This window comes from Promicromonospora xylanilytica (genome assembly GCF_054782895.1).
On sequence record NZ_BAAGRP010000071.1, the window covers coordinates 39,936 to 64,838 of the forward strand.

The window sequence follows — 24,903 nt, forward strand, 5'->3', positions numbered from 1 at the left end:
GGCCGGGCGCGGATCCGGTCAGCCGTGCGTGGCCTGCACGAACGTGAGCGGACCGAAGCGGTGCTCCACGCGTTCCACCTCGCGGGCGTCGGCGAACCCGGCGCCCGCGAGGAGGCGCAGCAGGCTGACCCCCGTCCGGGCGGGGTGCGGGTGTCCGCGGTGCGACCGGTCGTGGCCCGCGTGGTCGTGCCCGCGACCGCCGCCGTGCCCTGCGTGCTCGTGCCCGCGGCGCCCGCGACCGCCGCCGTGCCGGCCGTCCTCCGCTCCGGCGTCGGGGTCTCCGAAGTCGACGATCGTCAGCCGCCCGCCCGGCCGGAGCGCCCGCCAGGCCTCGTGGGCGAACCGGGCCCGGTCCTCCTCGGGCACGTGGTGCAGCGCGAGGGCGGACACGATGTGGTCGAGCGAGCCGTCGTCGGCCGGGAGCCTCTCGGCGAACCCCCGGACGAGCGTGAGCGGGACCCGGCGCCGGGATGCCTTGCGGGCGGCGGTACGCAGCGCAGCCCCGTCGGGGTCGAGGGCCGTGACGACCGCGCCCGGCTGCGCACGGAGCACGGCGAGCGACAGGTTCGCGGTGCCGCAGCCGACGTCGAGCACCGACTCGCCGGGCGCGACGTCCGCGAGCGTCGCCACCCGGTCGTGCAGGGCGGGTACGCGGGCCAGGCGCGAGTAGAGGTCGTAGAACGGGAGCAGCCAGGGCCTGCCCATCCCGGGGAGGAACTCACGATCACGTTCCTCGGGGGTGCGCTGGTCGAGGATTCGCACGGTCGTGTTCATCCGGCTGCCTTCCGTCCGGTGGTGAAGCGGGCGCTCTCGTGCGCCCGTTCGCGAGGTCTCGCCACCCCAGCATCGGACATCCTGCGGTCGGAGTGCAGCATGTCGTTCGGTGGTGATAGCACGATCCTCGGATGATGCGGGTGATCGCGGCTAGGATCGTCGTGGTGGCGCGCTCCGCCGTCCACCGGTCCGGCTCGACGTGGGAGGGTTCCTGTGCCGAGGCAGCAGTCCGCACCGGGTCGTCTCCGCAGGGTGCGGCCGGACGGTATCCCCGTCTACGGGCACCCGGCCGGCCCTGGGGCGCCGCCGGTGCTGGTCACGCGGGTCGACGTCGACGTCGACCATGCCCACGTGCCGCCGGACCACCGGCACGCGCACGACTTTCTCGTGCTGGTCTACGTCGAGCGCGGCGGCGGCAGTGTCACGCTGAACGGTCAGGACACCCCGCTGCGCGGAGGTGACGTGCACGCCGTCCCGCCGGGCCAGGCGATCGGCGCGGCGACGCTCGCGGGTCTCCGCCACTGCCGGGCCTGGAGCGTGGCCTTCACGCCTGACGCCGTCCCGTCGCTCGCCTCGGTGTCTCCCCTGGCCTGGGGCCACCACCCGCTCCTTGCCCTGTTCGCGCTGGCGACGCTGCCGGCCGGGGCGCACGCCACCGTTCCCGCCGTCGAGCGCCCGCGCTGGTCGGCGTGGCTGACGGAGCTCGAGGAGGAGCTGTCGGAGCCCGGCCGGCTGGGTGCCCGCGAGGCGGCGGCCGCCCTGCTGACGCGGATCCTCGTCGGGGCGGCGCGGCTGGCGCCGTCGGCCCCCGCCCCTGCCGACCCGCTGGTGACGCGCGTCTTCGACGAGATCGAGGCGACGTTCCGGGAACCGGTGTCGGCGGCCGGCGTCGCGGCGGCGCTGGGCTACACGCCCGGGTACCTGACCACCGTGGTCCGCGAGCGCACGGGTCGCACCCTGCTCGCGTGGATCACCGAGCGCCGGATGACGGAGGTGCGCCGGATGCTCCGTGATACCGACCTGCCGCTCGGTGTCGTGGCCGCACGGACCGGCCTGCGCGACGCGACCTACCTGGTCCGGCGGTTCAGGGATCGCTACGGGGTCACACCTGACCGCTGGCGACGGAGCGAGCGGCTGTGAGTTCACCCCGTCCATCAGTTAGTTTTGGGGCGCGCATCGGCAATGTCGATCTGTGTCACTCACCGAATGGAGCCCCCATGTCTCGCAACCGCGCCCTCCTCACGGCCGCCGCAGCCTCGGCTGCCCTCCTGGCCCTGACCGGCTGCGGCAGCTCCGGCGAGCCCGGCGGTGTCGGCGAGGAGCTCGGCCTCGTCTCGGGGGACACGCTCACGGTCGCCACCGAGGGCACGTACCGGCCGTTCAGCTACCACGACGAGTCGGGCAAGCTGGTCGGCTACGACGTCGAGGTGGCCGAGGCCGTCGCCGAGAAGCTGGGCGTGGAGATCAAGTTCCAGGAGACGCAGTGGGACGCGATCTTCGCCGGCCTGGACGGCAGCCGCTTCGACACCATCGCGAACCAGGTGTCGATCACCCCGGAGCGCGAGGAGGACTACGTCTTCTCGACGCCGTACACCGTGTCGAACGGCGTGCTCGTGGTGAGCGCGGACAACAACGACATCAAGGGCTTCGAAGACCTCGAGGGCAAGACCACCGCGCAGTCGCTCACGAGCAACTGGAACGCGCTCGCCCAGGAGAGCGGGGCCGAGGTCGAGGCCGTCGAGGGCTGGGCCCAGGCCATCGCACTGCTCGACCAGGGGCGTGTGGACGCCACGATCAACGACTCCCTCACGTACCTCGACTACGCCAACACCGAGGACGCCTCCGGCATCAAGGTGGCAGCGGAGACCGACGAGGAGTCGCAGTCGGCGTTCGTCGCCACCCCGGAGCGCGAGGCCCTCACCGAGGCGATCGACGGCGCCCTCGAGGAGCTGCGCACCGACGGGACCCTCGCCGAGCTGGGCGAGAAGTACTTCGGTGAGGACGTCTCCGAGTGACGCACCCCGCGACGCTTCTCCGCTGACCGCGGGGAGAGGGACACATGGACTGGCAGCTCATCGCCGACTCGTTCTGGCCGCTCCTGCTGGGCGGCCTCACCGGCACGATCCCGCTGGCGTTGGCATCGTTCGCGATCGGGCTGGTGCTGGCGCTCGTCGTGGCGCTGATGCGCCTGTCGCCGAACCGGCTGCTGTCGTGGATCGCCGGCGCCTACATCTCGCTGATCCGGGGCACGCCGCTGCTCGTGCAGCTCTTCGTGATCTTCTACGGCATGCCGTCGGTGGGCATCCTGCTCGACCCGTGGCCCAGCGCGATCATCGCGTTCTCCCTGAACGTGGGCGGTTATGCCGCCGAGGTGATCCGTGCGGCGATCCTGTCGGTCCCGAAGGGGCAGTGGGAGGCGGGCTGGACGGTGGGCATGTCCCCCGCCCGGTCGCTGCGCCGGATCATCCTCCCGCAGGCCGCCCGCGTGTCGGTGCCGCCGCTGTCGAACACGTTCATCTCGCTGGTCAAGGACACGTCGCTCGCGGCGCTCATCCTCGTCACCGAGATGTTCCGCAAGGCTCAGGAGATCGCCACGTTCTCGAACGAGTTCATGACGGTCTACCTGGAGGCGGCCTTGATCTACTGGCTGTTCTGCACGGTGCTCGCCACCGGCCAGAACGCACTCGAGAAGAGGCTGGACCGGTATGTCGCCCACTGACCGCGCCGACCGTCCCGGGTCGGAGAGCCTGCTGACCGCCCGCGGCATCCAGAAGTCGTTCGGCGCCAACCACGTGCTGCGCGGGGTGGACCTGGAGGTCCGGCGCGGCGAGGTGGTCGCCCTCATCGGGCCGTCCGGGAGCGGTAAGACGACGGTGCTGCGCTCGCTCAACGGGCTCGAGACGCCCGACGGCGGACTCCTGGAGCTCGACGGCGGGCCGGTGGTCGACTTCGGCGCCCAGGCCGCTGCCCGGGCGGGCCGCTGGTCCGGCCGGCGCGCCGCCGCCGCTCAGGCGAAGGCGGAGCGCGCGGCCCTGCGCGACCGGTCCGCCATGGTCTTCCAGCACCACAACCTGTTCCCGCACCGCACGGTGCTCGAGAACGTCATCGAGGGCCCCTGCCAGGTCCAGCAGGTGCCGCGCGCGACGGCGACCGGCCGCGCCGAGGAGCTCCTGGCCCGCGTCGGCCTCGCCGAGAAGCGCGACGCCTACCCGCACGAGCTGTCCGGCGGTCAGCAGCAGCGCGTCGGCATCGTCCGTGCGCTCGCGCTCGAGCCGGACCTCCTGCTGTTCGACGAGCCGACGTCGGCCCTCGACCCCGAGCTCGTCGGCGAGGTGCTGGGCGTCATGAAGGAGCTCGCGGACGAGGGCTGGACCATGGTGGTGGTGACCCACGAGCTGCAGTTCGCGCGCCAGGTCGCCGACGAGGTGCTGTTCCTCGACGGCGGGGTGGTGGTCGAGCGCGGCGCACCGGCGCAGCTCTTCACTGATCCCGCGGAGGACCGCACCCGCCGCTTCCTGGACCGCATCCTCCACCCCCTGGACTAGCTCCCTCGGAGCCCTCAGTCCCTTCGCCTTGAGGTCCCTTCGCCTTGAGCGGCCGCACTGCGAACAGACTGAGGTCTCGGAGGGGTGGGGTGGCTACTCGCCCGGGTAGGTCAGGCCGATCTGGGCGCGGATCTCGTCCAGCGTGGCCATGATCGCGACCGTCTCGGCGCGGGACAGCAGCGGGCTGTCCAGCTCGCCGGCCGCGACCAGACGCTCCGCCTCTGCGGCCTGGAAGTGCATGCCGCGTCCCGTCACCTCGACCTGGAAGGTCTCGGTCTCGGTGCCGGCCGCGTCGTAGACGTGGACCGTCGCGGGGTTGTACCAGACGGCATCGATCTCGATGCGGCCCTCCGTGCCGAGGATCGATGCCCGGTTGGGGCCCTTCGTGTCCGAGGCGGAGATCGTCGTGGCGACGCGGGCGCCGTCGTACCCGAAGATGGTCGCGATGGTCGCGTCCGCGCCCGTCTCCTTGAACGTCGCGTGCGACTGCACCGTGAGCGGCTCGCCGAACACGTCCCAGGCGAAGGAGACCGGATAGATCCCCAGGTCGAGCAGTGAGCCGCCGCCCAGGGCGAGGTCGTTGATGCGGTGGGCGGGATCGTCGGGCAGGTCCTGGGTGTGGTCCACCATCAGGGTCCGGACCTCGCCGAGCACGCCGGAGGCGATGATCTCGCGCACGCGCGCCATGTGCGGCAGGAACCTGGTCCACATGGCCTCCAGCGCCACGAGGCCCTTCTGCTCGGCCAGGTCCGTGATCTCGCGCGCCTCGGCGGCGTTGAGCGTGAACGGCTTCTCGACCAGCACGTGCTTGCCGGCCTCCAGCACGAGCCTCGCGGCGGCGGCGTGCATCGGGTGCGGCGTGGCCACGTAGACGATGTCGACCTCGGGGTCGTTCACGAGGTTCTCGTACGAGCCGTGCGCCGTCGGGATGCCCGAGCGCTGCGCGAACTCCTGTGCCTTCTCCAGCGACCGTGACCCCACCGCCTGCACGGTGAAGCCGTTGTCGTTCAGATCCGAAGTGAAGGCCGAGGCGATTCCGCCGGCCCCCAGGATTCCCCATCGCAGGTGTGTCATGAGTTCGAGCGTAATGCCCCGAACGTGCCAGACGCCCAGGTCACCGTCGGTGGCCTGGGCGTCTGGCGGACGAAGGTCGTGCGGGGGTCAGTTGACCTGGATGGTCATGTGGCCCCTGCGGGTGTCCTGGCTCAGCACCTTGATGGTGGTGCCGGTGCCGCCGACCTTCACGGAGTGGCCCGGGTTGGCCGGGTCGTAGTACCGCTCCGGGTCGCTGTCGTCGAAGGTCCGCACGGGCCGCTGCTTCGAGGCGAACAGGCGCGTCATCTCGGTCTCCGACACCTCACGGTGCAGCGAGAGCGCGTCCGTCTTCTGCAGACCGAACGTCGAGTCGAACGACTGGATCCTGTTGCGGGCGATGGAGCCGTCCGACCAGGTCAGCGATGTGGGGCGAGCGTCGACCGGCAGGGCCTGGCCGCCACCCGGGTGCTGCGACGTGTTGTTGTCGCCGTACCGGCTGTTCACGTACCAGATCAGCAGGCCGTCCTGGTACGGGTAGTGCTCCACCCGGTCGCTGTTGGTCGAGGTCCAGCCGAAGTTGTACGGGCCGGACTTCAGCGTCGCGTCGTAGCCGCCGTACACGCGGTTCTCGGCGACGTAGTAGTGGGAGTACGTGACCTCGTAGGTGCCGTCGGCGTCGGCCACCTGGAAGCCGTCGGCGGTCCAGTCGGCCGCGTCCTCGAAGTCCTCGGCGAACGCGGTGCCCACGGTGACGTCGTCGATCATGAGGCCCTTCTCCGCGACACCGCCGTCGCTCGAGTAGCGGAACCGGAGCGACGCCGTCTGGCCCGCGTAGTCGGCGAGGTCGGCGGTGAGGTCGACCCACGCGCCGTCCGAGCTGCCGGTGATGCCGTTGCCCGGGTTGGTGCCGTTCGGGTCGTCGGCGGCGGCGAGGTTGTTCGGCAGCGCGGTCCACGACGCGCCGTCGTCGGTGGAGATCTCCGCGAACGCGTAGTCGAAGTCGAGCTCGATGGCGTACTGGACCTTCGCGGTCAGCGACGCGCCGTCGGGCACGGTGAACGACGGCGAGACGAACGTGTTGTTCAGGTCGTTGCCCGTGCCGGAGTAGGCGAACTTGCCGTCGAACGCCTCCACCTCGAGGTCTTCCCGCGCGACGCCGTCGGGCAGGTTCACGATCGCGGCCTGCTCACGGGTGGTGGCGTGGAACGACGGGCCGAGGTCGACCCGTCCGCTCTCGCCCGCCTCGACGGTCTCGTAGTCGAGCCAGCCGAGGAAGAGCTTCTCGGTGGCGCCCATGTGGTTGGGCGTGGTGCCGATGGTGCCGTCACCGTGACCCAGCCACGAGCCGGAGCTCATGAGGTTCCAGAAGCCGGTGCCGTTCTCGCCACCGTTGGTGTCGTAGTAGTCCGGCAGGCCGAGGTCGTGGCCGAACTCGTGCGCGAAGACGCCGAGGCCACCGTTCTCCGGCTCCGTGGTGTAGTCACGGATCCAGAGGTCCGAGTCACCGATCTTGATGCCGCCGAGCTTCTCGAAGTCGGCCGGGCCGTCCGTGCCCAGACCGCCCTGGTTGACCGCCCAGCGGTGCGACCAGATGGCCGACTCGGGTGCGCCGGCCTCCTCGCCCTCACCGGCGTGGATCGCCTGGAAGTGGTCGATGTACCCGTCGGGCTCGGCCGTGATGCCGTCGCCGTCCATGTCGTAGCGGTCCCAGACGTCGAACGACTTGAGGTACGCGTCGATCTCCTCGGCGGTCTTGCCCTGGGCGACCTGATCCGCGTACCAGGCGTCCGCGGTGTCCTGGATGAACCGCGTCATGTCCGCGCCGGACTCGGTGGTGCCGTAGGACGCGGTGCTGTACGGCACCGTGACCCAGTCGGACACGTCGCCCTGCAGGTCGAACCGGCCCGACGACATCTCGTCGTAGACGCCGTGGAACGACTCCCCGCCCTGGTCCTCCAGGCCGGTGAAGAACATCTCCTGGAAGTGCTCGCGCGAGAAGTCGGGCTCCCAGTAGGTGGAGTTGTCGTCCTCGGCCGGCTCGGGGATCTCGTTGTGCGCGGGGCCCGCCGGGGCGTCCGGGTAGCGGTCGTCCACCTCGTCGCCGAAGTCCACGAGGATGCTGAACAGCTGCGCCGTCTCCTCGACTCCGTACTGCACGTACTCGCGCGGGGAGATCTCCACCACCTTCGAGGCGCGGGAGCCCTTGCCCCGGGTCTCGACCTCGGCCTCTCCGGTCGCGACCATGTCGACGGCGCGCTGCCGCTTCTCGGTCTGCTTCTCGGCGAGGGCGTCGGGACGGTTGTCCTCCTTGGCCGGCGCCGCGTGCGGCGGTGCGTCCTCGGCGTGGGGTGCTGCCGAGGCGGTGATCGGCACGACGGCGGTCGAGAGCAGCAGAGCCGCTCCCGCGCCGACGGCACAGATACGTCGGTTCATCTTTCCTCCGTGAAGAGTGCGGCGTCCGGGACGAGGAGGTGGATCTGGTCGCCGGACCTACCGGGACACCAATGTCCCCAGAAGAGGAAAGCAGGGAAATATTACGACAATGTTGCCTACGACACATGTTTCGTGCACACCGTATGCCGGAGATGGTTGGATAGAATCGATTCGAGGGCGCGTATCTTTGTCGTGCCCGCCGGGCCTCTTCGTCGTCCGGGTGAAGCCCAGCCCGCCGACCAGCCGGAGACCAGCATGAGTGCGAGCACGCCCGCCACCGCAGCGAGCTTCGCCGCGCCCCCCGTGGACCAGCGGCGCGCGGCCGTCGCGCTCCTCGCCCTCTCCGTGAGCGCGTTCACCTTCGTCACGGCCGAGAACCTGCCGGGCGGGCTGCTCACCCTCATCGCCCCCGACCTGGGCCGCACCACGTCCGAGATCGGCCTGCTGGTCACCGCGTACGCCGCCGTCGTCGTCCTCACGTCGTGGCCGCTCTCGCGCGTCACGCGCCGGTTCCCGCGCCGCTACGTGCTGGCGGCGACCACCGCGGTGTGCACCGTCGGAACACTCTGGTCGGCGGTCGCCATCGGCTACGCGGACCTGATGGCCGCACGCATGATCACGGCGCTGGGGCAGGCGCTCTTCTGGTCGGTCGTCACGCCGGCCGCCGCCAGCCTGTTCGCCCCCGCCGTCCGGGGCAAGATGATCGCGCGGCTCGCCATCGGCAACTCGCTGGCGCCGCTGCTCGGCGTGCCGCTCGGCACCTGGGTGGGGCAGCAGTCGAGCTGGCGCACCGCCTTCCTGGCGTTCTCCGTGGTGAGCCTCGTCGCGTGCGTCGTGATGGCGATCGCCATGCCGAACGTCGACGCCGAACAGAGCGGGACGGCCCGCGGCACGCACCCGAGCATGCGCCGGTTCCTGGCGCTCATGCTGGTCACGGTGCTGCTCGTGACCGGCGGGTTCATGATGATCACGTTCGTCACCCAGTTCCTGCTGGAGACGGCGGGGTTCCCCGACCGGTACCTCAGCGCGCTGCTGCTGGGCCAGGGCGCCGCCGGCCTGACGGGGACGCTGCTGATCGGCCAGGTGCTCGACAAACGGCCGTGGCAGACGGTGGTCGTGGCTCTCGGCCTGCTGACCGGCGCGCTGGTGCTGCTCTGGGGGCTCGGGCACAACCAGGCTCTCGCCCTCGTCGGGCTGGCCCTGTTCGGTCTCGCGTTCAGCGCGATCCCGCCCGCCCTGTCCTTCCTGTCCATGCAGGTCGCCCCGGGCGCCACCGAGTCGGCGACCGCGATATCGAGCTCCGTGTTCAACATCGGGATCGGCGGCGGAGCGGCACTCGGGGCGCTGGTGGTGGCCACGGTCGGCGTCGGCACCGTGCCCCTGGTCGGGGCTGCTTTCGTGCTGGGCGCGCTGGTCGTCCTCGCGGTCGACCTGCGCGCCACGCGAGCTACTGCAGCGCGTCCTTGAGGGTGCCCGTCACGGGCTCCTCCGAGCTGACGATGCACTGCAGGGTGCGGTCGTCCAGCAGCTCCCAGGTGTCCTTGGTCGGGTAGAAACCGGTGAAGCTGTACACCGACTCGTCGTAGGAGACGCCGACGAACTTCTCGAACTCGGCGTAGCACCAGTCCTCGAACGTCTTGGCCATGCCCTTCTCGCCCGGGAACTCGTCGCCCTCCATGACCAGCTCGGCGTAGACCTCGCCGGTGTGCGGCTCGGCGCAGGGCACGACCGGTACGGACTCGACCTCGTACTCCTCGCCCTCCCCGTGGTCGTCGTAGCCGGCGAGCGCCCCGAGGTCGATGCAGTCGCCCGTGCGGATCTCGAACGCGTCGGCCTCGGCCGAGGCGGTGATCTCGCCGCCCGGCTCGTCGCGCGGGGGCTCGCCGCCCGAGATGAGGTCGTCGAGGGCACCGCAGCCGGTGAGCATCGTCAGCGAGACGGCCACCGCGGCGGTGGTCGCGAGCAGCCTGGCCGGACGGCCGGCCGGGCGACGGCCCGGCATCCGCTCGGCGCTGCGGACGACGTTGCTGACGACGTTGCTGACGGAACGGAAAGTGCGGTTCATCGACTCTTCCTCGAAAGATCTGCGCGACGACCGGAGCCGGCGCCACGGCCAGGAGGGCCGCTCCGGAAAACTACCGTCACGGACGCCCTCGCACGGCTCCGACGTGCAACTATTCGGTCACGACGCGCCGCGCCGGGCTGTTCACGCGCCGTTCACCCCGCCGAGCCGACCGCGTTCTACGGTGACTGCTGCGGACCACCCGCGCAGCACACCACCGCACGGCACCCGTGGCACCCACGGCGCCGGCGAAGAAGGAGCAGTCATGCGAGCCAGTACTCCCGCACGCCTGACCGGCGCAGCCGCGGCAGCGGCCCTGCTGGCCGGGGCATTCCTCGCCTCGGCGAGCACGGCGTCGGCCGAGCCGGCGTCCGCACGCACACCGTCGGCCGGCGGGCCGGCGGTCGCCGCACCGGGCGGCGACCGGCCCGGCGCCGGGCACCGGACCCTGCGCGCCGCCACCTACAACCTGTCGCTCAACCGTGCGACGGAGGGTGAGCTGGTCGCCGACCTGTCCTCGGGCGACGACGCCCAGGCGGCGACCGTGGCCGAGGTCATCCAGCACGCGAACCCGGACGTCGTGCTGCTGAACGAGTTCGACTACTCCGGCGACGCCGACCCCTACGCCGCCGCGGACCTGTTCCGCGAGAACTACCTCGAGGTACCGCAGGGCACCGGCACGCCGGTGGAGTACCCGTACGCCTTCGTGGCGCCGTCGAACACCGGCGTGCCGAGCGGGTTCGACCTGAACAACGACGGGACCGTCGGCGGGGGCGACGACGCGCTCGGCTTCGGCCTGTTCCCCGGGCAGTACGGCATGGTGGTGCTGTCGAAGTACCCGATCCAGCACGACCGCGTGCGCACGTTCCAGGACTTCCGGTGGCAGGACATGCCCGGCGCACTCCTGCCGGACGACCCGGCCACCGACGCTCCTGCCGACTGGTACTCGGCCGAGGAGCTCGCGGTCCTGCCGCTGTCGAGCAAGTCGCACTGGGACGTCCCGGTGCGCGTCGGCCGCGACACGGTGCACGTGCTGGCCGCGCACCCCACGCCGCCGTCGTTCGACGGGGCCGAGGACCGCAACGGCCTGCGCAACCATGACGAGATCAGGTTCTGGGCGGACTACGTGCGCGGCGGCCGCGCCGCTCGCTACCAGTACGACGACGAGGGCCGGCGCGGTGGGCTGCGTCCCGGATCGTCGTTCGTGATCGTGGGCGACTACAACGCCGACCCCCTCGACGGCGACTCCGTGGACTCGGCGATCGACCAGCTGCTGCGCCACCCGCGGATCACCGACCCGCTCGCGACGTCGGCGGGCGCCCCCGAGGCCGCCGCGCTCCAGGCCGGGGCGAACCTCGACCACCTGGGCGACCCCGCGCTGGACACCGCCGACTTCGCCGACACGGCGCCCGGCAACCTGCGCGTGGACTACGTGCTCCCGTCGCGTGACCTGCGCGTCCGGGACGCCGGCGTCTTCTGGCCCGCCGCTGCGGACCCGCTGTCCCGGCTCACCGGCGAGTACCCGTTCCCGAGCAGCGACCACCGCCTGGTCTGGACGGACCTCAAGCCCTGAGACCGCTGAGTGCGGGATGTTCGCCCCTCCGGCCCTGTCTGGAGGGCGAGAATCCCGCACTCAGCGGTGCGCTTCGCGGATAGGCTGACGCGGTGTCCGACGCCCTTCCCCCCGCCGAGATCGACCCCGCCACCACGCCCCCCTCCACCGCGCGCCGCCCGACCGCGCGCACGTTCCACGGCGACACCGTCACGGACGACTACGAGTGGCTCCGCCAGAAGGACGACCCCGAGGTCGTCGCGCACCTGGAGGCGCAGAACGCCTGGACGCTGGCCCGCCAGGAGCACCTGGCACCGCTGCGCCAGACCCTGTTCGACGAGATCAAGGGCCGCACCCTCGAGACCGACCTCTCGGTCCCGTCCCGCGACGGCGACTGGTGGTACTACGCCCGCACGGTCGAGGGCCAGCAGTACCCGATCCACGCGCGCTACCCCGCCGCCGGACCGGACGACTGGACGCCCCGCCTGCTCGAGCCCGGCGAGCCGGTACCGGGCGAGCAGGTGCTCCTGGACCAGAACGTGGCGGCCGACGGCCATGACTTCTTCGCGCTGGGCTCGCTCGACGTGTCCGAGGACGGCGCCCGGCTGCTCCACGCGGCCGACACCGCCGGTGACGAGCGCTACACGCTGCGGGTCCGCGACCTGGCGACGGGCGAGGACCTTGCCGACGAGGTGCGGGACACGGCGCCCGGCGCTCTGTTCGCCCCCGACGGCGAGCACGTCTTCTACCTCACCGTCGACGAGGCCTGGCGCCCCTGGCGGGTCTGGCGGCACCGGCTCGGCACGCCGGCGTCCGAGGACGCGCTCGTGTTCGAGGAGCCCGACGAGCGCTACTGGGTGGGCGTCGGGCTGTCCCGGTCCAAGAAGTACCTGCAGATCGAGCTCGGCTCCAAGGTGACGAGCGAGTCGTGGCTGCTGGAGTCGGACAACCCGACCGGTGAGTTCCGGGTCGTCTGGCCGCGCCGCGAGGGCGTCGAGTACACGGTGGAGCACGCGGTGCTGCCCGCCGGGCTGGTCGAGCCACCTTCGCTGTCCGAGCCGCCCTCGCTGGTCGAGCCTCTCGAGACCCAGGACCCGGCGTCCGCGACCCGCGACGTGCTTCTGATCCTGCACAACAAGGACGCCCTGAACTTCGAGCTGGTCTGCTCGCCGGTGCCCGCACCCGGCGAGACGGTCACACCGGAGGCGGCGACCGTCGTCGTGCCGCACGCACCGGACGTGCGCCTGGAGGGTGTGAGCGCGAGCAAGCGCTACCTCGTGCTCTACTACCGCCGCGAGGCGATCTCCCGCTCGGCGGTGCTGCCGCTGGAGACACGCCTCGACCAGCGGGACTGGGACTTCCAGGAGATCTCGTTCGGTCAGCCGCTGGAGTCGGTCGGTGCGGGCGTCGGCGTGTGGGACCAGCCCAACCTCAAGGCCGGCTACACGTCGTTCGTGACGCCCCAGTCGCTCTACCTGTACGACGTCGCCTCCGGCGAGCGCACCCTGCTCAAGCAGCAGCCGGTGCTCGGCGGTTACGACCCGGGCGACTACGACCAGCGCAGGGAGTGGGCGGTCGCCGAGGACGGTACCCGCATCCCGATCTCCCTGGTCTGGCGCAAGGACAAGGTGCGGTTCGCGGCGGACCCGGCCACAGGGTCCGGCGCGCCGGACGAGCCGGCGCCCCTCCTCCTCTACGGCTACGGCGCGTACGAGATGTCGATCGACCCCTACTTCTCGGTACCCCGCCTGAGCCTCCTGGACCGCGGCGTCGTGTTCGCGATCGCCCACGTGCGAGGTGGCGGCGAGATGGGCCGCGCCTGGTACGACGACGGCAAGCTCGCCGCCAAGCGCAACACCTTCACCGACTTCGTGGCCGCCGGCCGGCACCTCGTCGCCGCCGGCTGGACGGCGTCCGACCGCATGGTGGCCGACGGCGGCAGCGCCGGCGGGCTCCTGGTGGGGGCTGCCACGAACCTGGCGCCCGAGCTGTTCGCCGGCGTGCTCGCCGGGGTGCCGTTCGTGGACGCGCTGACGTCGATGCTCGACCCGACGCTCCCCCTGACCGTCACCGAGTGGGACGAGTGGGGCGACCCGCTGCACGACCCGGAGGTGTACGCGTACATGCGCTCGTACTCGCCGTACGAGAACGTGGCCGACGACGCGGCGCACTACCCCCGAATCCTCGCGACGACCAGCTTCAACGACACCCGCGTGCTGTACGTGGAACCGGCGAAGTGGGTGGCACGGCTGCAGGCCGCCGGGGCGCCGGCGATGCTCAAGATCGAGATGTCGGCGGGACACGGCGGCGTCTCGGGGCGCTACTCCGCCTGGGAGCAGATCGCGTTCGAGCACGCCTGGGTGCTCGACGTACTCGGCCTCGCCGACCACTGAGCCGTCCGGCCGGGGCCGAGCCCTGACGTGTCAGAGCCCGGCCTTGGCGGCGACGACCCGGGCCGCCGCCGCGTCCACCTTCGCGGCGAAGTCCGGGTCGTCCCGGGCCGCCCCGACCAGCGCGTCGACCATCGCCGGGGCGGCCGACGGGCGCGCGGAGGCGAGCACGAGGTCCACGCCCGCGCCGACGGCGAGGACCGCTCGCCTCCCTTCGGGGATGCTCGCGACCTGCACGGCCGCCGACAGGTCGTCGGAGATGATGACGCCGTCGAACCCGAGCTCGCGCACCAGCCCCACCGCCGCCGGGCTGAACACGGCGGGTGCCTGCGGGTCGATCCGCGTGTAGACGGCCGACGACATCATGACGAGCCCGGAACCCGACTCGATGCCCGCGTGGAACACGTCCACCGACGGGGCGTCGGCTCCCGTGACCGTGTCCGTCACTCCCGCGGTGTCGTCCGTGTTGCCGGTGACCCGCCCCAGGCCGGGGAAGTGCTTGATGGACGTCTGCACACCGGCGTCGCGCTGCCCCTGGGCGAACGCGTTGCCGTGCGCGATCACCGACTCGGCCGAGTAGCCGTAGTTGCGCCCGAAGACGCCGACCGGCGCGTTCGACGACGCCGTCTCGCCGGGCACGAGATCGAGCACCGGTGCCAGGTTCAGGTTCACGCCCGCCGCGGCCAGCTCGTCGCCCCAGGACCGGGACCGTTCCCGCAGGTCGGACGGGTCCAGTTCCGCCTGGTCGAGTGCGCTGGGGATGTCGCTGAAGCCGGAGCCCCGCAGCACCTGCACCGCACCGCCCTCCTGGTCGGTCGCCACGAAGAGGGGCTGTCGCTCCTTCGCCGCTGCGGCGACGGCGGCGTCCACCAAATTCCTCACCGGCTGTCGTCCGGCGGTCGTGCGGCCGTGCAGGAACACCCCGCCGATCTGCTCCTCCCTGAGCATGTCGAACGTCGGCTGGAACGGGCCCGACACCGGCAGGCCGACCATGACGATCTGGCCCACCTTCTCCCGCAGGGTCCAGCCGGCCACGAGCGACAGGTCGGGCGCGCCGGGCGCCGGCTCGGGATCCGGTGTCGTCGTCGGCGATTCCGGGCCGGAGGGCGACGTGCCGGGCTGTGTGTTCGGCCGTGTGCTCTCCGGCGTGCTCGTCGGCGTGCTCGGCGAGGCGTCCGGCTGGACAGGGCCGGGCAGCGCCGTGGGATCCGGCTCCGGCGCCGGACCGGAACAACCGCCGGCCAGGGCCGCGACCAGAAGAAGGGGCACCGCCAGAAGGCCGAGTGGGTGAAACCGCGTCATGGCTCTCAGTCTCACCCAACGATCCTCCGTCCGCGCCGTCAGGCGGTACGGGCGCTACGCCCGGAACGGCTCAGAGGACGGCGGTGAGCGCTCGCACGAAACCGTCCACGTCCGCCTCCGTGGTGTCCCACGCGCACATCCAGCGCACCTCGACACGGTCCGCCGTCTCGCCGGGGGCCCAGTCGTAGAAGCGTGCGTGGGCACGCAGCCGGTCGGCGGCGGCGCGGGGCAGGGTCGCGAAGACCACGTTGGCGTCGGTGGGGCGCGTGATCCGGACCGCCCCGGTCAGGCCCGCCGCCTCGACGCCGGCGCGCAGGCGCGCCGCCATCGCGTTGGAGTGCGCGGCGTTGCGCAGCCAGAGCGGCGCGTCCGGCCCCGTGCCCGACGTCGGTGTGCCCGGCTCGCCGAGCAGGGCCAGGAGCTGTGCCGACACGAACCGGGTCTTCGACGCGAGCTGCATGGTGGCCTTGCGCAGGTAGGGCACCGCCTCGACGAGTCCGGCCGCCGCGCCGTCCGCCGCGCCCGGGGCCGCCGCGCCGTCGGCCAGCACCACCACCGCCTCGCCCAGCATGCCGCCGTTCTTCGCCGCACCCAGGGAGACGATGTCCACGCCGACGTCGGTGGTGATCTCCCGCAGCGCGACGCCGAGCGTGGCCGCCGCGTTCGCCAGGCGTGACCCGTCGACGTGCACGCGCAGGCCGACCGCGTGGGCGGTGTCGGCGAGGAGCTTGAGGTCGGCCGGCGAGTAGACGGTGCCCAGCTCGGTGACCTGCGTGAGGCTCAGGACCGCCGGCTGCGCGCGCTGCACGTTGCCGATGTCGCCGGCGTAACGGTCCACGGCGTCGGGCCCGATGCGGCCCTCGACGCTCGGCACGGCCAGGACTTTGAGACCCCCGACCCGTTCGGGGGCACCGTTCTCGTCGGTGTGGACGTGTGCGACGTCGCTGGCGATGACGCCGCCCCACCGCGGTGCGGCGGCCATGAGGCTGATGACGTTCGCGCCCGTGCCGTTGAGGACCGGGAAGATGCGGGCCTGCGCCCCGAACACCTCGGTGGCGCGCTCCTGGAGCCGGGCGGAGACGGGGTCGTCGCCGTACGAGACGGCCGCCCCGCTGTTGGCCGCGCCCATCGCGGCCATGACCTCGGGATGAACGGGGGCGTAGTTGTCGGACGCAAAGTGCTGCACCCGACCATTCTCCCCCGCCCCCCACCCGTTGAGTGCTGGGTATCTGTCGTGCGCAACCGGTTCCGGCGGACAGATACCCAGCACTCAGCGGGGATCAGGAGGCCTTGTCGACGTCCTCCGCGAGAGTGCCCAGGTACAGGGAGATCACCTTCGGGTCGGCCTGGAGCTCCCGGCCGGTCCCGGTGTGTGCGTCCGTGCCCTGGTCGAGCACGTAGCCGCGGTCGCAGATCTGCAGGCAGCGCCGCGCGTTCTGCTCCACCATGATCACGGAGACGCCCGCCTTGTTGATCATGCGGGTGCGCAGGAACGTCTCGTCCTGCCGCACCGGCGACAGGCCGGCGGACGGCTCGTCGAGCAGCAGCACCGACGGGTTCATCATGAGCGCGCGGGCCATCGCGACCATCTGGCGCTCACCGCCCGACATGGCTCCCGCGCGCTGCGAGCGCCGCTCCCCCAGGTTGGGGAAGAGGTCGGTGATGAACTCGAACCGCTCCTTGAAGGTTTTGGGGCGCAGGAACACGCCCATGCGCATGTTCTCCTCGACGGTGAGCGAGGGGAACACGTTGTTGTTCTGCGGCACGAAGCCGACGCCACGCTCCACGAGCCGGTTCGCCTTCATGCCCGTGATCTCGTCGCCCAGGAGGGTCACTGTGCCGCTGTGGATCTTCACGAGCCCGAACAGCGCCTTGAGCAGGGTGGACTTGCCGGCACCGTTGGGGCCGATGATGCCGACCAGCTCGCCCTTGCCCACCTCGATGGAGCAGTCCTGGAGAATGTTGACGCCGGGCACGTAGCCGGCCACCAGGTGCTCGGCCCGCAGCAGCGGCTCGAGCACCTTCGTCCCGGTCGTGCGCGTCTCGGCAGCTGTCGCCTCGCTCATCGCTTCTCCTCCTCGGCCTCGAGCCGGGCCAGCACTGCGGGGTCGAGCAGCGCGTCGTCCCCGAGGTCGGTGTCGTGGTGGGCGCCGAGGTAGGCGTCCACGACGGCCTGGTCCTGCATCACGCTCTCAGGCGGGCCCTCGGCGACGATGCGCCCCTCGGCCATGACGACCACCCAGTCCGAGATGTGCCGGACGGCGTGCATGTCGTGCTCGACGAAGAGCACGGTCATGCCCTCGTCCCGCAGCGCCTGGACGTGCCCCAGCAGGGACTGCACCAGGGCGGGGTTCACGCCGGCCATGGGCTCGTCGAGCATGATCATGGTCGGGTTGGTCATGAGCGCGCGTGCCATCTCCAGCAGCTTGCGCTGGCCTCCGGAGAGCGACCCCGCGAAGTCGTCCTTCTTCTGGTCGAGGTTGAACCGCTCCAGGATCTCCAGCGCCTTCGCGGTGTTGCGCTTCTCGACGCCCGACCACAGCGGCCGGAAGAGGGATCCGAAGAGGTTCTCCCCCGGGTTGTCGGGCGCGGCGAGCAGCATGTTCTGCAGCACGGTCAGGCGCGACAGCGCCTTGGTGAGCTGGAACGTGCGGACCATGCCCGTGCGGGCCAGCTTCGCGGCGCTGGTGCGGGAGATCTGCCGGCCCTCGAACTCCCACTTGCCCTGGTTGGGCTGGTCGAACCCGGTCAGCAGGTTGAAGAAGGTCGTCTTGCCTGCCCCGTTGGGACCGATCAGCGCGGTGATGGCGCCGCGCTGCACCTCCAGGTGGTCCACGTCGACGGCGGTCATGCCGCCGAACCGGCGCTCCACACCGGTGGCCCGGAGGATCGGGTCCGGCTTGGCCACACCGACCTTGGCGTCCACGCGGCTCAGCGTCTCGGTCACCTTCCGGGCCGCAGCGCTGCGTTCGGCACCCGGCTTCTCGGCGGCCGCCTCGGCGGCGGCAGCGGACCCGATCAGCTCGTCGGCCGGCTTCGCCGTCGGCTCGGGCGTCTCTGCCGGGTCTGCGAGCTCGGCCGGATCGGCCGTGCCGACCGGTCCGGTGGTCCCGGTCGGCTCGCCCGCCTCGTTCTCATTCTTGTCAACGGACATCGAAGGCGAGCTCCCTCTTGTTTCCCAGGATTCCTTGGGGCCGGAAGATCACGATGCACATCAGCGCGACGCCCACCATGAGTCCGGCCAGGTGCTCCACGTTCTGGGCCGGCATGACCTCGCCGAGCCCGGCCCGCATGCCCGTGCGCAGCAGCATGTAGACGAAGAAGAAGAGCATCGAGCCGAGCACGGGCCCGAACAGGGTGGCGGCACCACCCAGCAGCATGACGGTCCACACGAAGAACGTCAGGGTGCGGCCCATGTTGTCGGGCGCGACGGATATCGGTAGCACGAACAACATGCCCGCCAATGACCCGGCGATCCCTCCAAGGACCAGCGCCTGCATCTTGTACGAGAAGACGTTCTTGCCGAGGGCGCGCACGGCGTCCTCGTCCTCACGGATGCCCTTGAGCACCCGGCCCCACGGGCTGCGGGTGATGAGCCAGACCAGGAGGACGGCGATCAGCACGACGCCCCAGGCGAAGATGCGGGTCCACCACGAGTCCGACCCGTTGTGGATGTACTCGAACGGCCCGATGGCGGTCCGTCCGTCGGGCAGCGGGGACAGGTCCTGGAACGTGCCCTTGTACGCGGTGCCCGCGAGCCCGGAGGCACCGCCGGTGTAGTCCGCCCAGAGGGTGGACCGGCCGGCGAACCTGATGATCTCCGCGGCGGAGATCGTCACGATGGCGAGATAGTCCCCGCGCAGCTTCAGCGTGGGGATGCCGAGCACCAGGGCCAGCAGCGCGCCGGCGGCCGCCGCGATGAGGAAGGCGAGCCAGAACGGCGCGCCCTCGACCGTGGCGATGGCGAACCCGTACGCGCCCATCAGCATGAAGCCGGCCTGGCCGATGTTGAGCAGCCCGGTGTAACCGAAGTGCAGGTTGAGGCCGATCGCCGCGAGAGCGTATGCGGCGGTGGCCGGCGCGATGAGCTGGCCGAGCGCCTGGATGAGGATACGACTCAGTTCGTCCATGACGATTCTCCTTTCAGCCGACCCGCACGGCGCGGCCGAGCAGGCCCTGAGGCCTGAACAGCAGCACGAGGATGAGGATCAGGAGGCCCGAGGCGTACCGAAGGCTGCTCGGCATGCCGGGGATGAGGGTGGACATCTCGACGACGAGGCCGATGACGATCGACCCGGCCAGGGCACCGAACGCCGTGCCCATGCCGCCGAGCGTCACCGCGGCGAACATGAGCAGCAGCAGGATCATGCCGAGCGTCCACGTGAACGAACCGAACGAGATCGCGAGCAGCATGCCGGACAGGCCGGCCAGGCCGGTGGACACGGTCCAGACGATGCGCACGATGCGGTCCGGGTTGATGCCGGTCGCCGCGGCCAGCGCCGGGTTGTCCGACACGGCGCGGGTCGCCCGGCCGATCCGGGTCCGGGTGAGGAACCAGGCGATGACGCCGATCACGGCCAGGGCCACGAGCATCGAGAGCCACGACGCGGCACTCAGGGTGATGCCGGCGATCTCCACGGGCCGGGCGTTCGACGGCAGCACCCGCTGGGAGCGACCGCCGATGAACATCTGGATCAGGTACTGCAGCGCCATCGAGAGACCGATGGTCACGATCATCAGCTGCATGACCGGTGTCCCGCGACGGCGGAGCGGGCCCCACAGGACCACGTCCTGGAGCCAGCCCGTCGACGCGCAGATGACGATCGTGACGAGCACGGCCGCCCAGACCGGCAGGCCCCACCAGTTGACCGACATGAAGCCGATCAGGGCACCCAGCGTCACCTGCTCGCCGTGCGAGAAGGTCGAGATCCCCGTGGTGCCGTAGATCAGGCTCAGCCCCACCGAGGCGAGCGCGAGGAGCAGACCGAACCGGATACCTGACCCGAACTGCTGCCAGACCTGGCTGAACGCCGGCAGTCCTGAGACGTTCTCGGTGGATCCGTCGGCTCCGATGCCGCTGGCCTCCGCATCGTCCTCCTCTGCGGAACCGGCGTCGCCGTCCGCCGTCTCCGAAGGCTCGGTCGACGCTCCGGTCTCCGCGGGGGCCGAGCCCTCCGCGATGGTGAACGCCCCGCGGGCCGTCGAGCCCAGCTGGGCCGTGACCTGACGCTCCGTGGCGTTCGCCGCCATCCCGTCCGGCACCGTTGCCGGGTCGATGGTCAGCGTGTAGGGGCCGACCTCGGGGACGGCGACGGACACCGGCCCGTCGGTCGAGGTGACGACCTCCTCGAAGCCCTGGCCCGTGATCGTCACGTCGACGCCGGCCAGGGGTTCGTTGTTCTCGTCGAGCACGATCGGGGAGACACACGCGGTGGTCCCGTCCGGGGTGCAGTCGGTGGCGACGTCCGTTGCGGACGCCGCGGCGGGGGCGGCGAGCATCGCCGCACTCGCGGTCAGTGCCGCGAGTACCGCCACGATGACGGCGAGGGTGCGCCGGATCGCGGACGCGATGGGTCGGTCGGCTTTCATGTGCCGGGTCCTCCATGGTGTCTGGGGCTGGCCGAGGGGTTTCAAGCCTCCGGACCACCGTTCTCCCCGTGATGTAGCAGCCCTGAACGGGCCGTGTATCGCAAGGTTTTCGCGAGCGTGCCGGAAGTGTAGCCGTGGTTTGTGTCACATCTGGCGCAGCCGGTGTCACACGAAAGGGTTACTATTCGCCTGCATTTGTCTACAGGACACATCAATCCAGACAGGACGACGGCCCGGTCACCCTCCGCACGGAAGGCGATCGGGCCGTCGTCTGGGCTGTCCACCGGCTGGGGGGCCGGCGGGTCAGTCCGGTTCGCGAGCTACTCCGCGACCTTGCCCTCGATCGAGCGCTCGAAGACGTTGACATTGTTCTTGTCGTACTTGTAGACGCCGATGAACGCGGACGTCGGGTCGTTCTCCTCGTTGAGCGGACCGACACCGGACTGGCCCACGTAGTGGATCTCCTCGCCCGCCTCGAGCGCCGCGACGCCCTCCTCGTACGAGGTGACCTCGGTGCCGCCGTCGGCACCGGAGACCGCCTGGATGTTCTCCGAGATGGTGGCACCGTCGGTGCCCTCACCACGGACAGCGGCGAGCGCGGCCAGGACGACGGCGTCGTACGACTCGGGACCGTAGGAGTAGTCCGCGAGCTCTTCGCCCTCGTTCTCCTCGTACCAGGCGCTCAGGCGCTCCTTGAAGTCGTCGGGAGCCTGCGCGCCGGGGATCGTTCCGACCACGCCCTCGAGCGTGCCGGGGTCGAAGTCCGGCTCGTACGAGGCGGTGTTGCCGTCGCAGAAGTACGTGGTGCCGTTGAAGTCCCAGTTCTGCGACGTCAGCTCCGAGACGATCGCCTTGGTCTCCTCGAAGGCGATGACCGCGATGGCGTCCGGCTTGGCGGCCAGGGCGTCCGTGACGATCGACGAGAAGTTGCTCTCACCGGGAGGGAACTCGTCGCCGGCGCCGGTGGCGCCATAGACGACCTCGCCACCGCCGGCCTCGACGGCCTGCTGGATGTTGTCGCGCAGGCCGGTGCCGTAGGCCTCGTCCTGGACGATCATGGCGATCTTCTGGTGACCGCCGTCCAGGATCAGCGAGCCGAGCGCGGCACCCTGCACGGTGTCCGGCGGCGCCGTGCGGGTGAAGAACTCGCTCGCGCCCGAGAGGTCCGTGGCCGTGTTGGCCGGGGAGATCTGCATGACGCCGGCCTCGGTGAACTGGTCCACCACGTTGAGGCTCACGGCCGACGACGCGGCACCGATGACGACCTGTGCACCCTTGCTGATCAGGTCGGTCGCCGTCTGCTGCGCGACGCTGGTGTCCGTGGTGTCACCGGAGTCGCCCTGCTCCAGCGTGACGTCGTTGCCGAGCACACCGCCGGCCTCGTTGATGTCGGCGATCGCCAGACCGACACCGGCGACCTCGGGCGGGCCGAGGAAGGCGAGCGTGCCGGTGAGCGGAAGGATTGTGCCGACGATGAGCGGATCCTGCGACCCGGCGCCGTCGCCGTCGCCGCCAGTCTCCGTTGTCGTGGAGCAGGCCGAGAGGCCCACGCTGAGGACAGCTGCGATCGCGAGACCGCGCGCCGCCGTGGAACGTCGAATCATTGCGCTGTTCCCCTTCGAGCGGGAGTGAAGCTGACGCGGCGACTTGCCTCGTCGTGGCGATGAACGTAGTCACCTTGTGTTGCACAAGTGTGACTAGTCCGTCACACCGACCCGATCGTTACGAGGATGTGACCCAGGCGTGCGGCACCCCAAGAACGGGGTCTGGAACAGGGCTCGAATGGGCAAGAAGGGCGCTCTGCCACCGCCGGGAAGCACCGGACCGCGCCCCCGCCCACCCCCGCCGAGGTAGTCCTCTGGCGAGGTAGTCGTCTGGCGAGGTAGTCGTCTGGCGTCAGCTCCTGAACTGTGTGAAGGCCGCGACGTCCGGGTCGGCGCCGATCCGGCTGTCCGGGGCGTGCAGGGCGTTGATATCGGCCATCTGCGCCTCGCTGAGAGAGAAGGAGAAGAGGTCGATGTTGGTCGCCATCCGCTCCGGGTTCACGGACTTGGGGATCAGGATCACCCCGTGCTGTACCTGCCACCGCAGCACCACCTGTCCCGGTGTGACGCCCAGCTCGTTCGCGATGCGGACCACCGCGGGCGCCTCCAGGTCGGCCCCCTGTCCGAGGGGTGAGTACGCCTCGGGAACGATGCCGTGGGCGCGGCTCCGCTCGACCGTCGCGGGCTGCCGGAAGGTCGGGTGGAGCTCGACCTGGTTCACCGCCGGCACCACGGTCGACTCGCTGACCAGGCGATCGATGTGCTCGGGCAGAAAGTTGGAGACGCCGATCGCGCGGACCGCACCCTCGGCGAGCAGCTTCTCGAACGCGCGCCAGGTCTCCACGTAGAGGTCGCGGGTGGGCACGGGCCAGTGGATGAGGTAGAGGTCGACGACGTCGAGACCCAGCGCCCTGCGGCTGCTCTCGAAGGCGCGCAGCGCGTTGTCGTAGCCCTGGTCGCCGTTGCGGAGCTTCGTGGTGACGAAGAGTTCCGCACGCGGGACGCCCGACGCCCGGACCGCCGCGCCGACGCCCTCCTCGTTGTAGTAGGCGGCGGCCGTGTCGATGTGCCGGTAGCCGAGCTCGATGGCGGTCTCGACGCAGGCCTGGGTGCCGTTGTCCGGCACCTGGAAGACGCCGAGGCCGACCTGTGGGATCTCGATTCCGTTGTTGAGAGTGACGGACGGGATATCGGTAGCTGCGTTCATGTCTTCCGTTCTAACACCGGCTCCGAACGTCGTCGACGGCGGCCGAGAACCGGGCTTGACGCCGGCTTGACGACCCTCCAACACAAGTCACTCAAGATTGATCGGGCTTTCCTGGCCGCGGGCAGGTAGGGTGGTAGGTGTTGCAGTGCCTCGATCGTTCTTCCGTGAGATGACGACGACACCGTGATTATGCGATCCCGACGGTCGGGGTCGTCGCCTCATGCAAGGAGCAGTACATGGCATTCGGAACCGTCAAGTGGTTCAACGCCGAGAAGGGCTTCGGGTTCATTGCACCCGAGGACGGTGGGCAGGACGTGTTCGCCCACTTCAGCGCGATCCAGTCGAGCGGCTACCGCTCGCTGGAGGAGAACCAGCGCGTCGAGTTCGACGTGAAGCAGGGCCCCAAGGGCCTGCAGGCGGAGAACATCCGCCCGATCTGATCCCTCAATCTTCGCAGCTTCCGCGGTGATCTCGTCTGAGTTCGTCGTCGGCTGTACGACGTAGGCCCGGCCACCTTTCGAGGTGACCGGGCCTTCGCCATTTCCCCCGGTGGACCTGGCGGGGCGATACGGAACCGTTGGGCCACGCCGGGCGTTCCTCACCTGGACCGTCACCTACGAAGGACGACATCATGGGCTTCCTCGACCGACTGCTCGGCCGCGAGCCGCGCGAGCAGATCCCCGGCATGTACCAGGGCGGCAGCGCGCCCCGACAGCAGTACCGGCAGCAGCCGGGCCAGACCCCCGAGTACGGCACGGCGCCGGTCTACGGCTCCGCCGCGAGCACCGGCCGCAGCGAGGACGAGGTGGCGATCGAGCGTTACCGCTACCTGCTCCGTACCGCCCCGCCGGACCAGGTCGAGGAGGCACACGCCGAGGCGTTCGCCCAGCTCACGCCGGAGCAGCGCCGGCAGGTCCAGGCCCAGCTGAGCGAGAGCGTTCCGGCCGGCGAGCGAGCGACGTCCGACGAGCCGCGCGACCTGGCCCGCATGGCCACCCGCGCGGAGATGCGCAATCCCGGCACGCTGGAGCGCAACTTCGGCTCGAGCCGCGGACCGGGCTTCGGCTCGATGCTCGGCGCGAGCATGCTCGGCACGATCGGTGGCATGGTCATCGGTTCGGCCGTGGCGGACATGATGTTCGGCAGCTCCTTCGGCGACCCGTCCCAGGACTTCGCCGGCGGCGAGGAGGGTGGCGGAGCCGAGGGCGGCGGCGAGGAGGCCGGAGCCGAAGGTGGCGACCCCGGTGCGGAGGCCGGCGGCGAGCCGGTCGAGGCCTCCGGTGGTGACGCGGGCGGTGACGCCGGTGGTGACGCCGGTGGCGGCTTCTTCGGCGACATGTTCGGTGGCGGTGGAGACTTCGGCGGCGACTTCGGCGGCGGCGAGTTCTAGCCCTTCAGCCGAGGTAGTCATGCAGCGAGGTAGTCACCCAAGCGTGAACCGGGTGACTACCTCGCTGCATGACTACCTCG

Annotated in this window: 21 protein-coding genes; 9 read left to right on the forward strand and 12 right to left on the reverse strand. The window is 70.7% G+C overall.

Annotated features, from left to right (window positions below):
- Window positions 1-18: 18 nt before the first annotated feature.
- Entirely contained in the window at window positions 19-774 is a 756-nt protein-coding gene (locus tag ACYVK7_RS21165; protein ID WP_460889691.1) for a class I SAM-dependent methyltransferase, read from the reverse strand.
- A 213-nt stretch (window positions 775-987) separates the two neighbouring features.
- Here ACYVK7_RS21165 and ACYVK7_RS21170 point away from each other — a divergent pair, with 213 nt between their 5' ends.
- The 4 genes from ACYVK7_RS21170 to ACYVK7_RS21185 all read left to right on the forward strand — a co-directional run bounded on the left by ACYVK7_RS21170 (window position 988) and on the right by ACYVK7_RS21185 (window position 4,319).
- Window positions 988-1,914 carry an AraC family transcriptional regulator gene (locus ACYVK7_RS21170; protein WP_460889692.1) on the forward strand — a complete coding sequence of 309 codons (927 nt, stop codon included), beginning with the start codon at window positions 988-990 and terminating at the stop codon, window positions 1,912-1,914.
- A 77-nt stretch (window positions 1,915-1,991) separates the two neighbouring features.
- The gene (locus tag ACYVK7_RS21175) at window positions 1,992-2,789 is read left to right on the forward strand and encodes an amino acid ABC transporter substrate-binding protein (protein WP_460889693.1); all 798 of its coding nucleotides are present in this window, start codon (window positions 1,992-1,994) and stop codon (window positions 2,787-2,789) included.
- A 44-nt stretch (window positions 2,790-2,833) separates the two neighbouring features.
- Window positions 2,834-3,493, forward strand: coding sequence for an amino acid ABC transporter permease (locus ACYVK7_RS21180; RefSeq protein ID WP_460889694.1), 660 nt, complete (start codon window positions 2,834-2,836; stop codon window positions 3,491-3,493).
- Window positions 3,480-4,319, forward strand: a complete 840-nt coding sequence (locus ACYVK7_RS21185) for an amino acid ABC transporter ATP-binding protein (protein ID WP_460889695.1) — start codon at window positions 3,480-3,482, stop codon at window positions 4,317-4,319. The genes ACYVK7_RS21180 and ACYVK7_RS21185 overlap by 14 nt, the downstream gene beginning before the upstream one ends.
- 93 nt (window positions 4,320-4,412) lie before the next feature.
- Here ACYVK7_RS21185 and ACYVK7_RS21190 read toward each other — a convergent pair whose 3' ends face one another.
- Both ACYVK7_RS21190 and ACYVK7_RS21195 read right to left on the reverse strand, forming a co-directional pair.
- Window positions 4,413-5,393: a Gfo/Idh/MocA family protein gene (locus ACYVK7_RS21190; protein WP_460889696.1), complete on the reverse strand. Its 981-nt coding sequence runs from the start codon at window positions 5,391-5,393 to the stop codon at window positions 4,413-4,415.
- Window positions 5,394-5,480: 87 nt separating this feature from the next.
- Window positions 5,481-7,787, reverse strand: a complete 2,307-nt coding sequence (locus tag ACYVK7_RS21195) for an immune inhibitor A domain-containing protein (protein WP_460889697.1) — start codon at window positions 7,785-7,787, stop codon at window positions 5,481-5,483.
- Window positions 7,788-8,042: 255 nt separating this feature from the next.
- Here ACYVK7_RS21195 and ACYVK7_RS21200 point away from each other — a divergent pair, with 255 nt between their 5' ends.
- Entirely contained in the window at window positions 8,043-9,254 is a 1,212-nt protein-coding gene (locus ACYVK7_RS21200) for an MFS transporter (protein WP_460889698.1), read from the forward strand.
- On the opposite strand, the gene ACYVK7_RS21205 is transcribed toward ACYVK7_RS21200, so the two are convergent.
- Window positions 9,235-9,852 carry a septum formation family protein gene (locus tag ACYVK7_RS21205; protein WP_460889699.1) on the reverse strand — a complete coding sequence of 206 codons (618 nt, stop codon included), beginning with the start codon at window positions 9,850-9,852 and terminating at the stop codon, window positions 9,235-9,237. The two genes, ACYVK7_RS21200 and ACYVK7_RS21205, sit on opposite strands and share 20 nt — an antisense overlap.
- A 262-nt stretch (window positions 9,853-10,114) precedes the next feature.
- Here ACYVK7_RS21205 and ACYVK7_RS21210 point away from each other — a divergent pair, with 262 nt between their 5' ends.
- On the forward strand, window positions 10,115-11,422 hold the full coding sequence (locus tag ACYVK7_RS21210; RefSeq protein WP_460889700.1) for an endonuclease/exonuclease/phosphatase family protein: 1,308 nt from the start codon (window positions 10,115-10,117) through the stop codon (window positions 11,420-11,422).
- A gap of 92 nt (window positions 11,423-11,514) precedes the next feature.
- A complete protein-coding gene (locus ACYVK7_RS21215; RefSeq protein WP_460889701.1) occupies window positions 11,515-13,794 on the forward strand; it encodes a S9 family peptidase in 2,280 nt (759 codons plus the stop codon).
- Window positions 13,795-13,824: 30 nt separating this feature from the next.
- Here the strand turns inward: ACYVK7_RS21215 and ACYVK7_RS21220 are convergent, their stop codons facing one another.
- The 8 genes from ACYVK7_RS21220 to ACYVK7_RS21255 all read right to left on the reverse strand — a co-directional run bounded on the left by ACYVK7_RS21220 (window position 13,825) and on the right by ACYVK7_RS21255 (window position 23,433).
- Window positions 13,825-15,060 (reverse strand): glycoside hydrolase family 3 N-terminal domain-containing protein, encoded by a 1,236-nt coding sequence (locus ACYVK7_RS21220; RefSeq protein ID WP_460889702.1) that lies wholly within the window; start codon window positions 15,058-15,060, stop codon window positions 13,825-13,827.
- Between the two features lie 103 nt (window positions 15,061-15,163).
- Window positions 15,164-16,279, reverse strand: coding sequence for a threonine aldolase family protein (locus ACYVK7_RS21225; protein ID WP_460889703.1), 1,116 nt, complete (start codon window positions 16,277-16,279; stop codon window positions 15,164-15,166).
- A gap of 94 nt (window positions 16,280-16,373) precedes the next feature.
- Window positions 16,374-17,159 (reverse strand): ABC transporter ATP-binding protein, encoded by a 786-nt coding sequence (locus ACYVK7_RS21230; RefSeq protein ID WP_460889704.1) that lies wholly within the window; start codon window positions 17,157-17,159, stop codon window positions 16,374-16,376.
- Window positions 17,156-18,247, reverse strand: coding sequence for an ABC transporter ATP-binding protein (locus tag ACYVK7_RS21235; RefSeq protein ID WP_460889705.1), 1,092 nt, complete (start codon window positions 18,245-18,247; stop codon window positions 17,156-17,158). The genes ACYVK7_RS21230 and ACYVK7_RS21235 overlap by 4 nt, the downstream gene beginning before the upstream one ends.
- On the reverse strand, window positions 18,237-19,223 hold the full coding sequence (locus ACYVK7_RS21240; RefSeq protein ID WP_460889706.1) for a branched-chain amino acid ABC transporter permease: 987 nt from the start codon (window positions 19,221-19,223) through the stop codon (window positions 18,237-18,239). The genes ACYVK7_RS21235 and ACYVK7_RS21240 overlap by 11 nt, the downstream gene beginning before the upstream one ends.
- Before the next feature lie 13 nt (window positions 19,224-19,236).
- Window positions 19,237-20,682, reverse strand: a complete 1,446-nt coding sequence (locus tag ACYVK7_RS21245; RefSeq protein ID WP_460889707.1) for a branched-chain amino acid ABC transporter permease — start codon at window positions 20,680-20,682, stop codon at window positions 19,237-19,239.
- A gap of 320 nt (window positions 20,683-21,002) precedes the next feature.
- Window positions 21,003-22,286 (reverse strand): ABC transporter substrate-binding protein, encoded by a 1,284-nt coding sequence (locus ACYVK7_RS21250; protein WP_460889708.1) that lies wholly within the window; start codon window positions 22,284-22,286, stop codon window positions 21,003-21,005.
- Window positions 22,287-22,578: 292 nt separating this feature from the next.
- On the reverse strand, window positions 22,579-23,433 hold the full coding sequence (locus tag ACYVK7_RS21255; protein ID WP_460889709.1) for an aldo/keto reductase: 855 nt from the start codon (window positions 23,431-23,433) through the stop codon (window positions 22,579-22,581).
- Window positions 23,434-23,669: 236 nt separating this feature from the next.
- Between ACYVK7_RS21255 and ACYVK7_RS21260 the strand changes: the two genes are divergently transcribed.
- Both ACYVK7_RS21260 and ACYVK7_RS21265 read left to right on the forward strand, forming a co-directional pair.
- A complete protein-coding gene (locus tag ACYVK7_RS21260) occupies window positions 23,670-23,873 on the forward strand; it encodes a cold-shock protein (RefSeq protein ID WP_036971009.1) in 204 nt (67 codons plus the stop codon).
- A 191-nt stretch (window positions 23,874-24,064) separates the two neighbouring features.
- Complete coding sequence (locus ACYVK7_RS21265) at window positions 24,065-24,823, forward strand: hypothetical protein (RefSeq protein ID WP_460889710.1); 759 nt, start codon at window positions 24,065-24,067, stop codon at window positions 24,821-24,823.
- The last annotated feature ends 80 nt before the right edge of the window (window positions 24,824-24,903 follow it).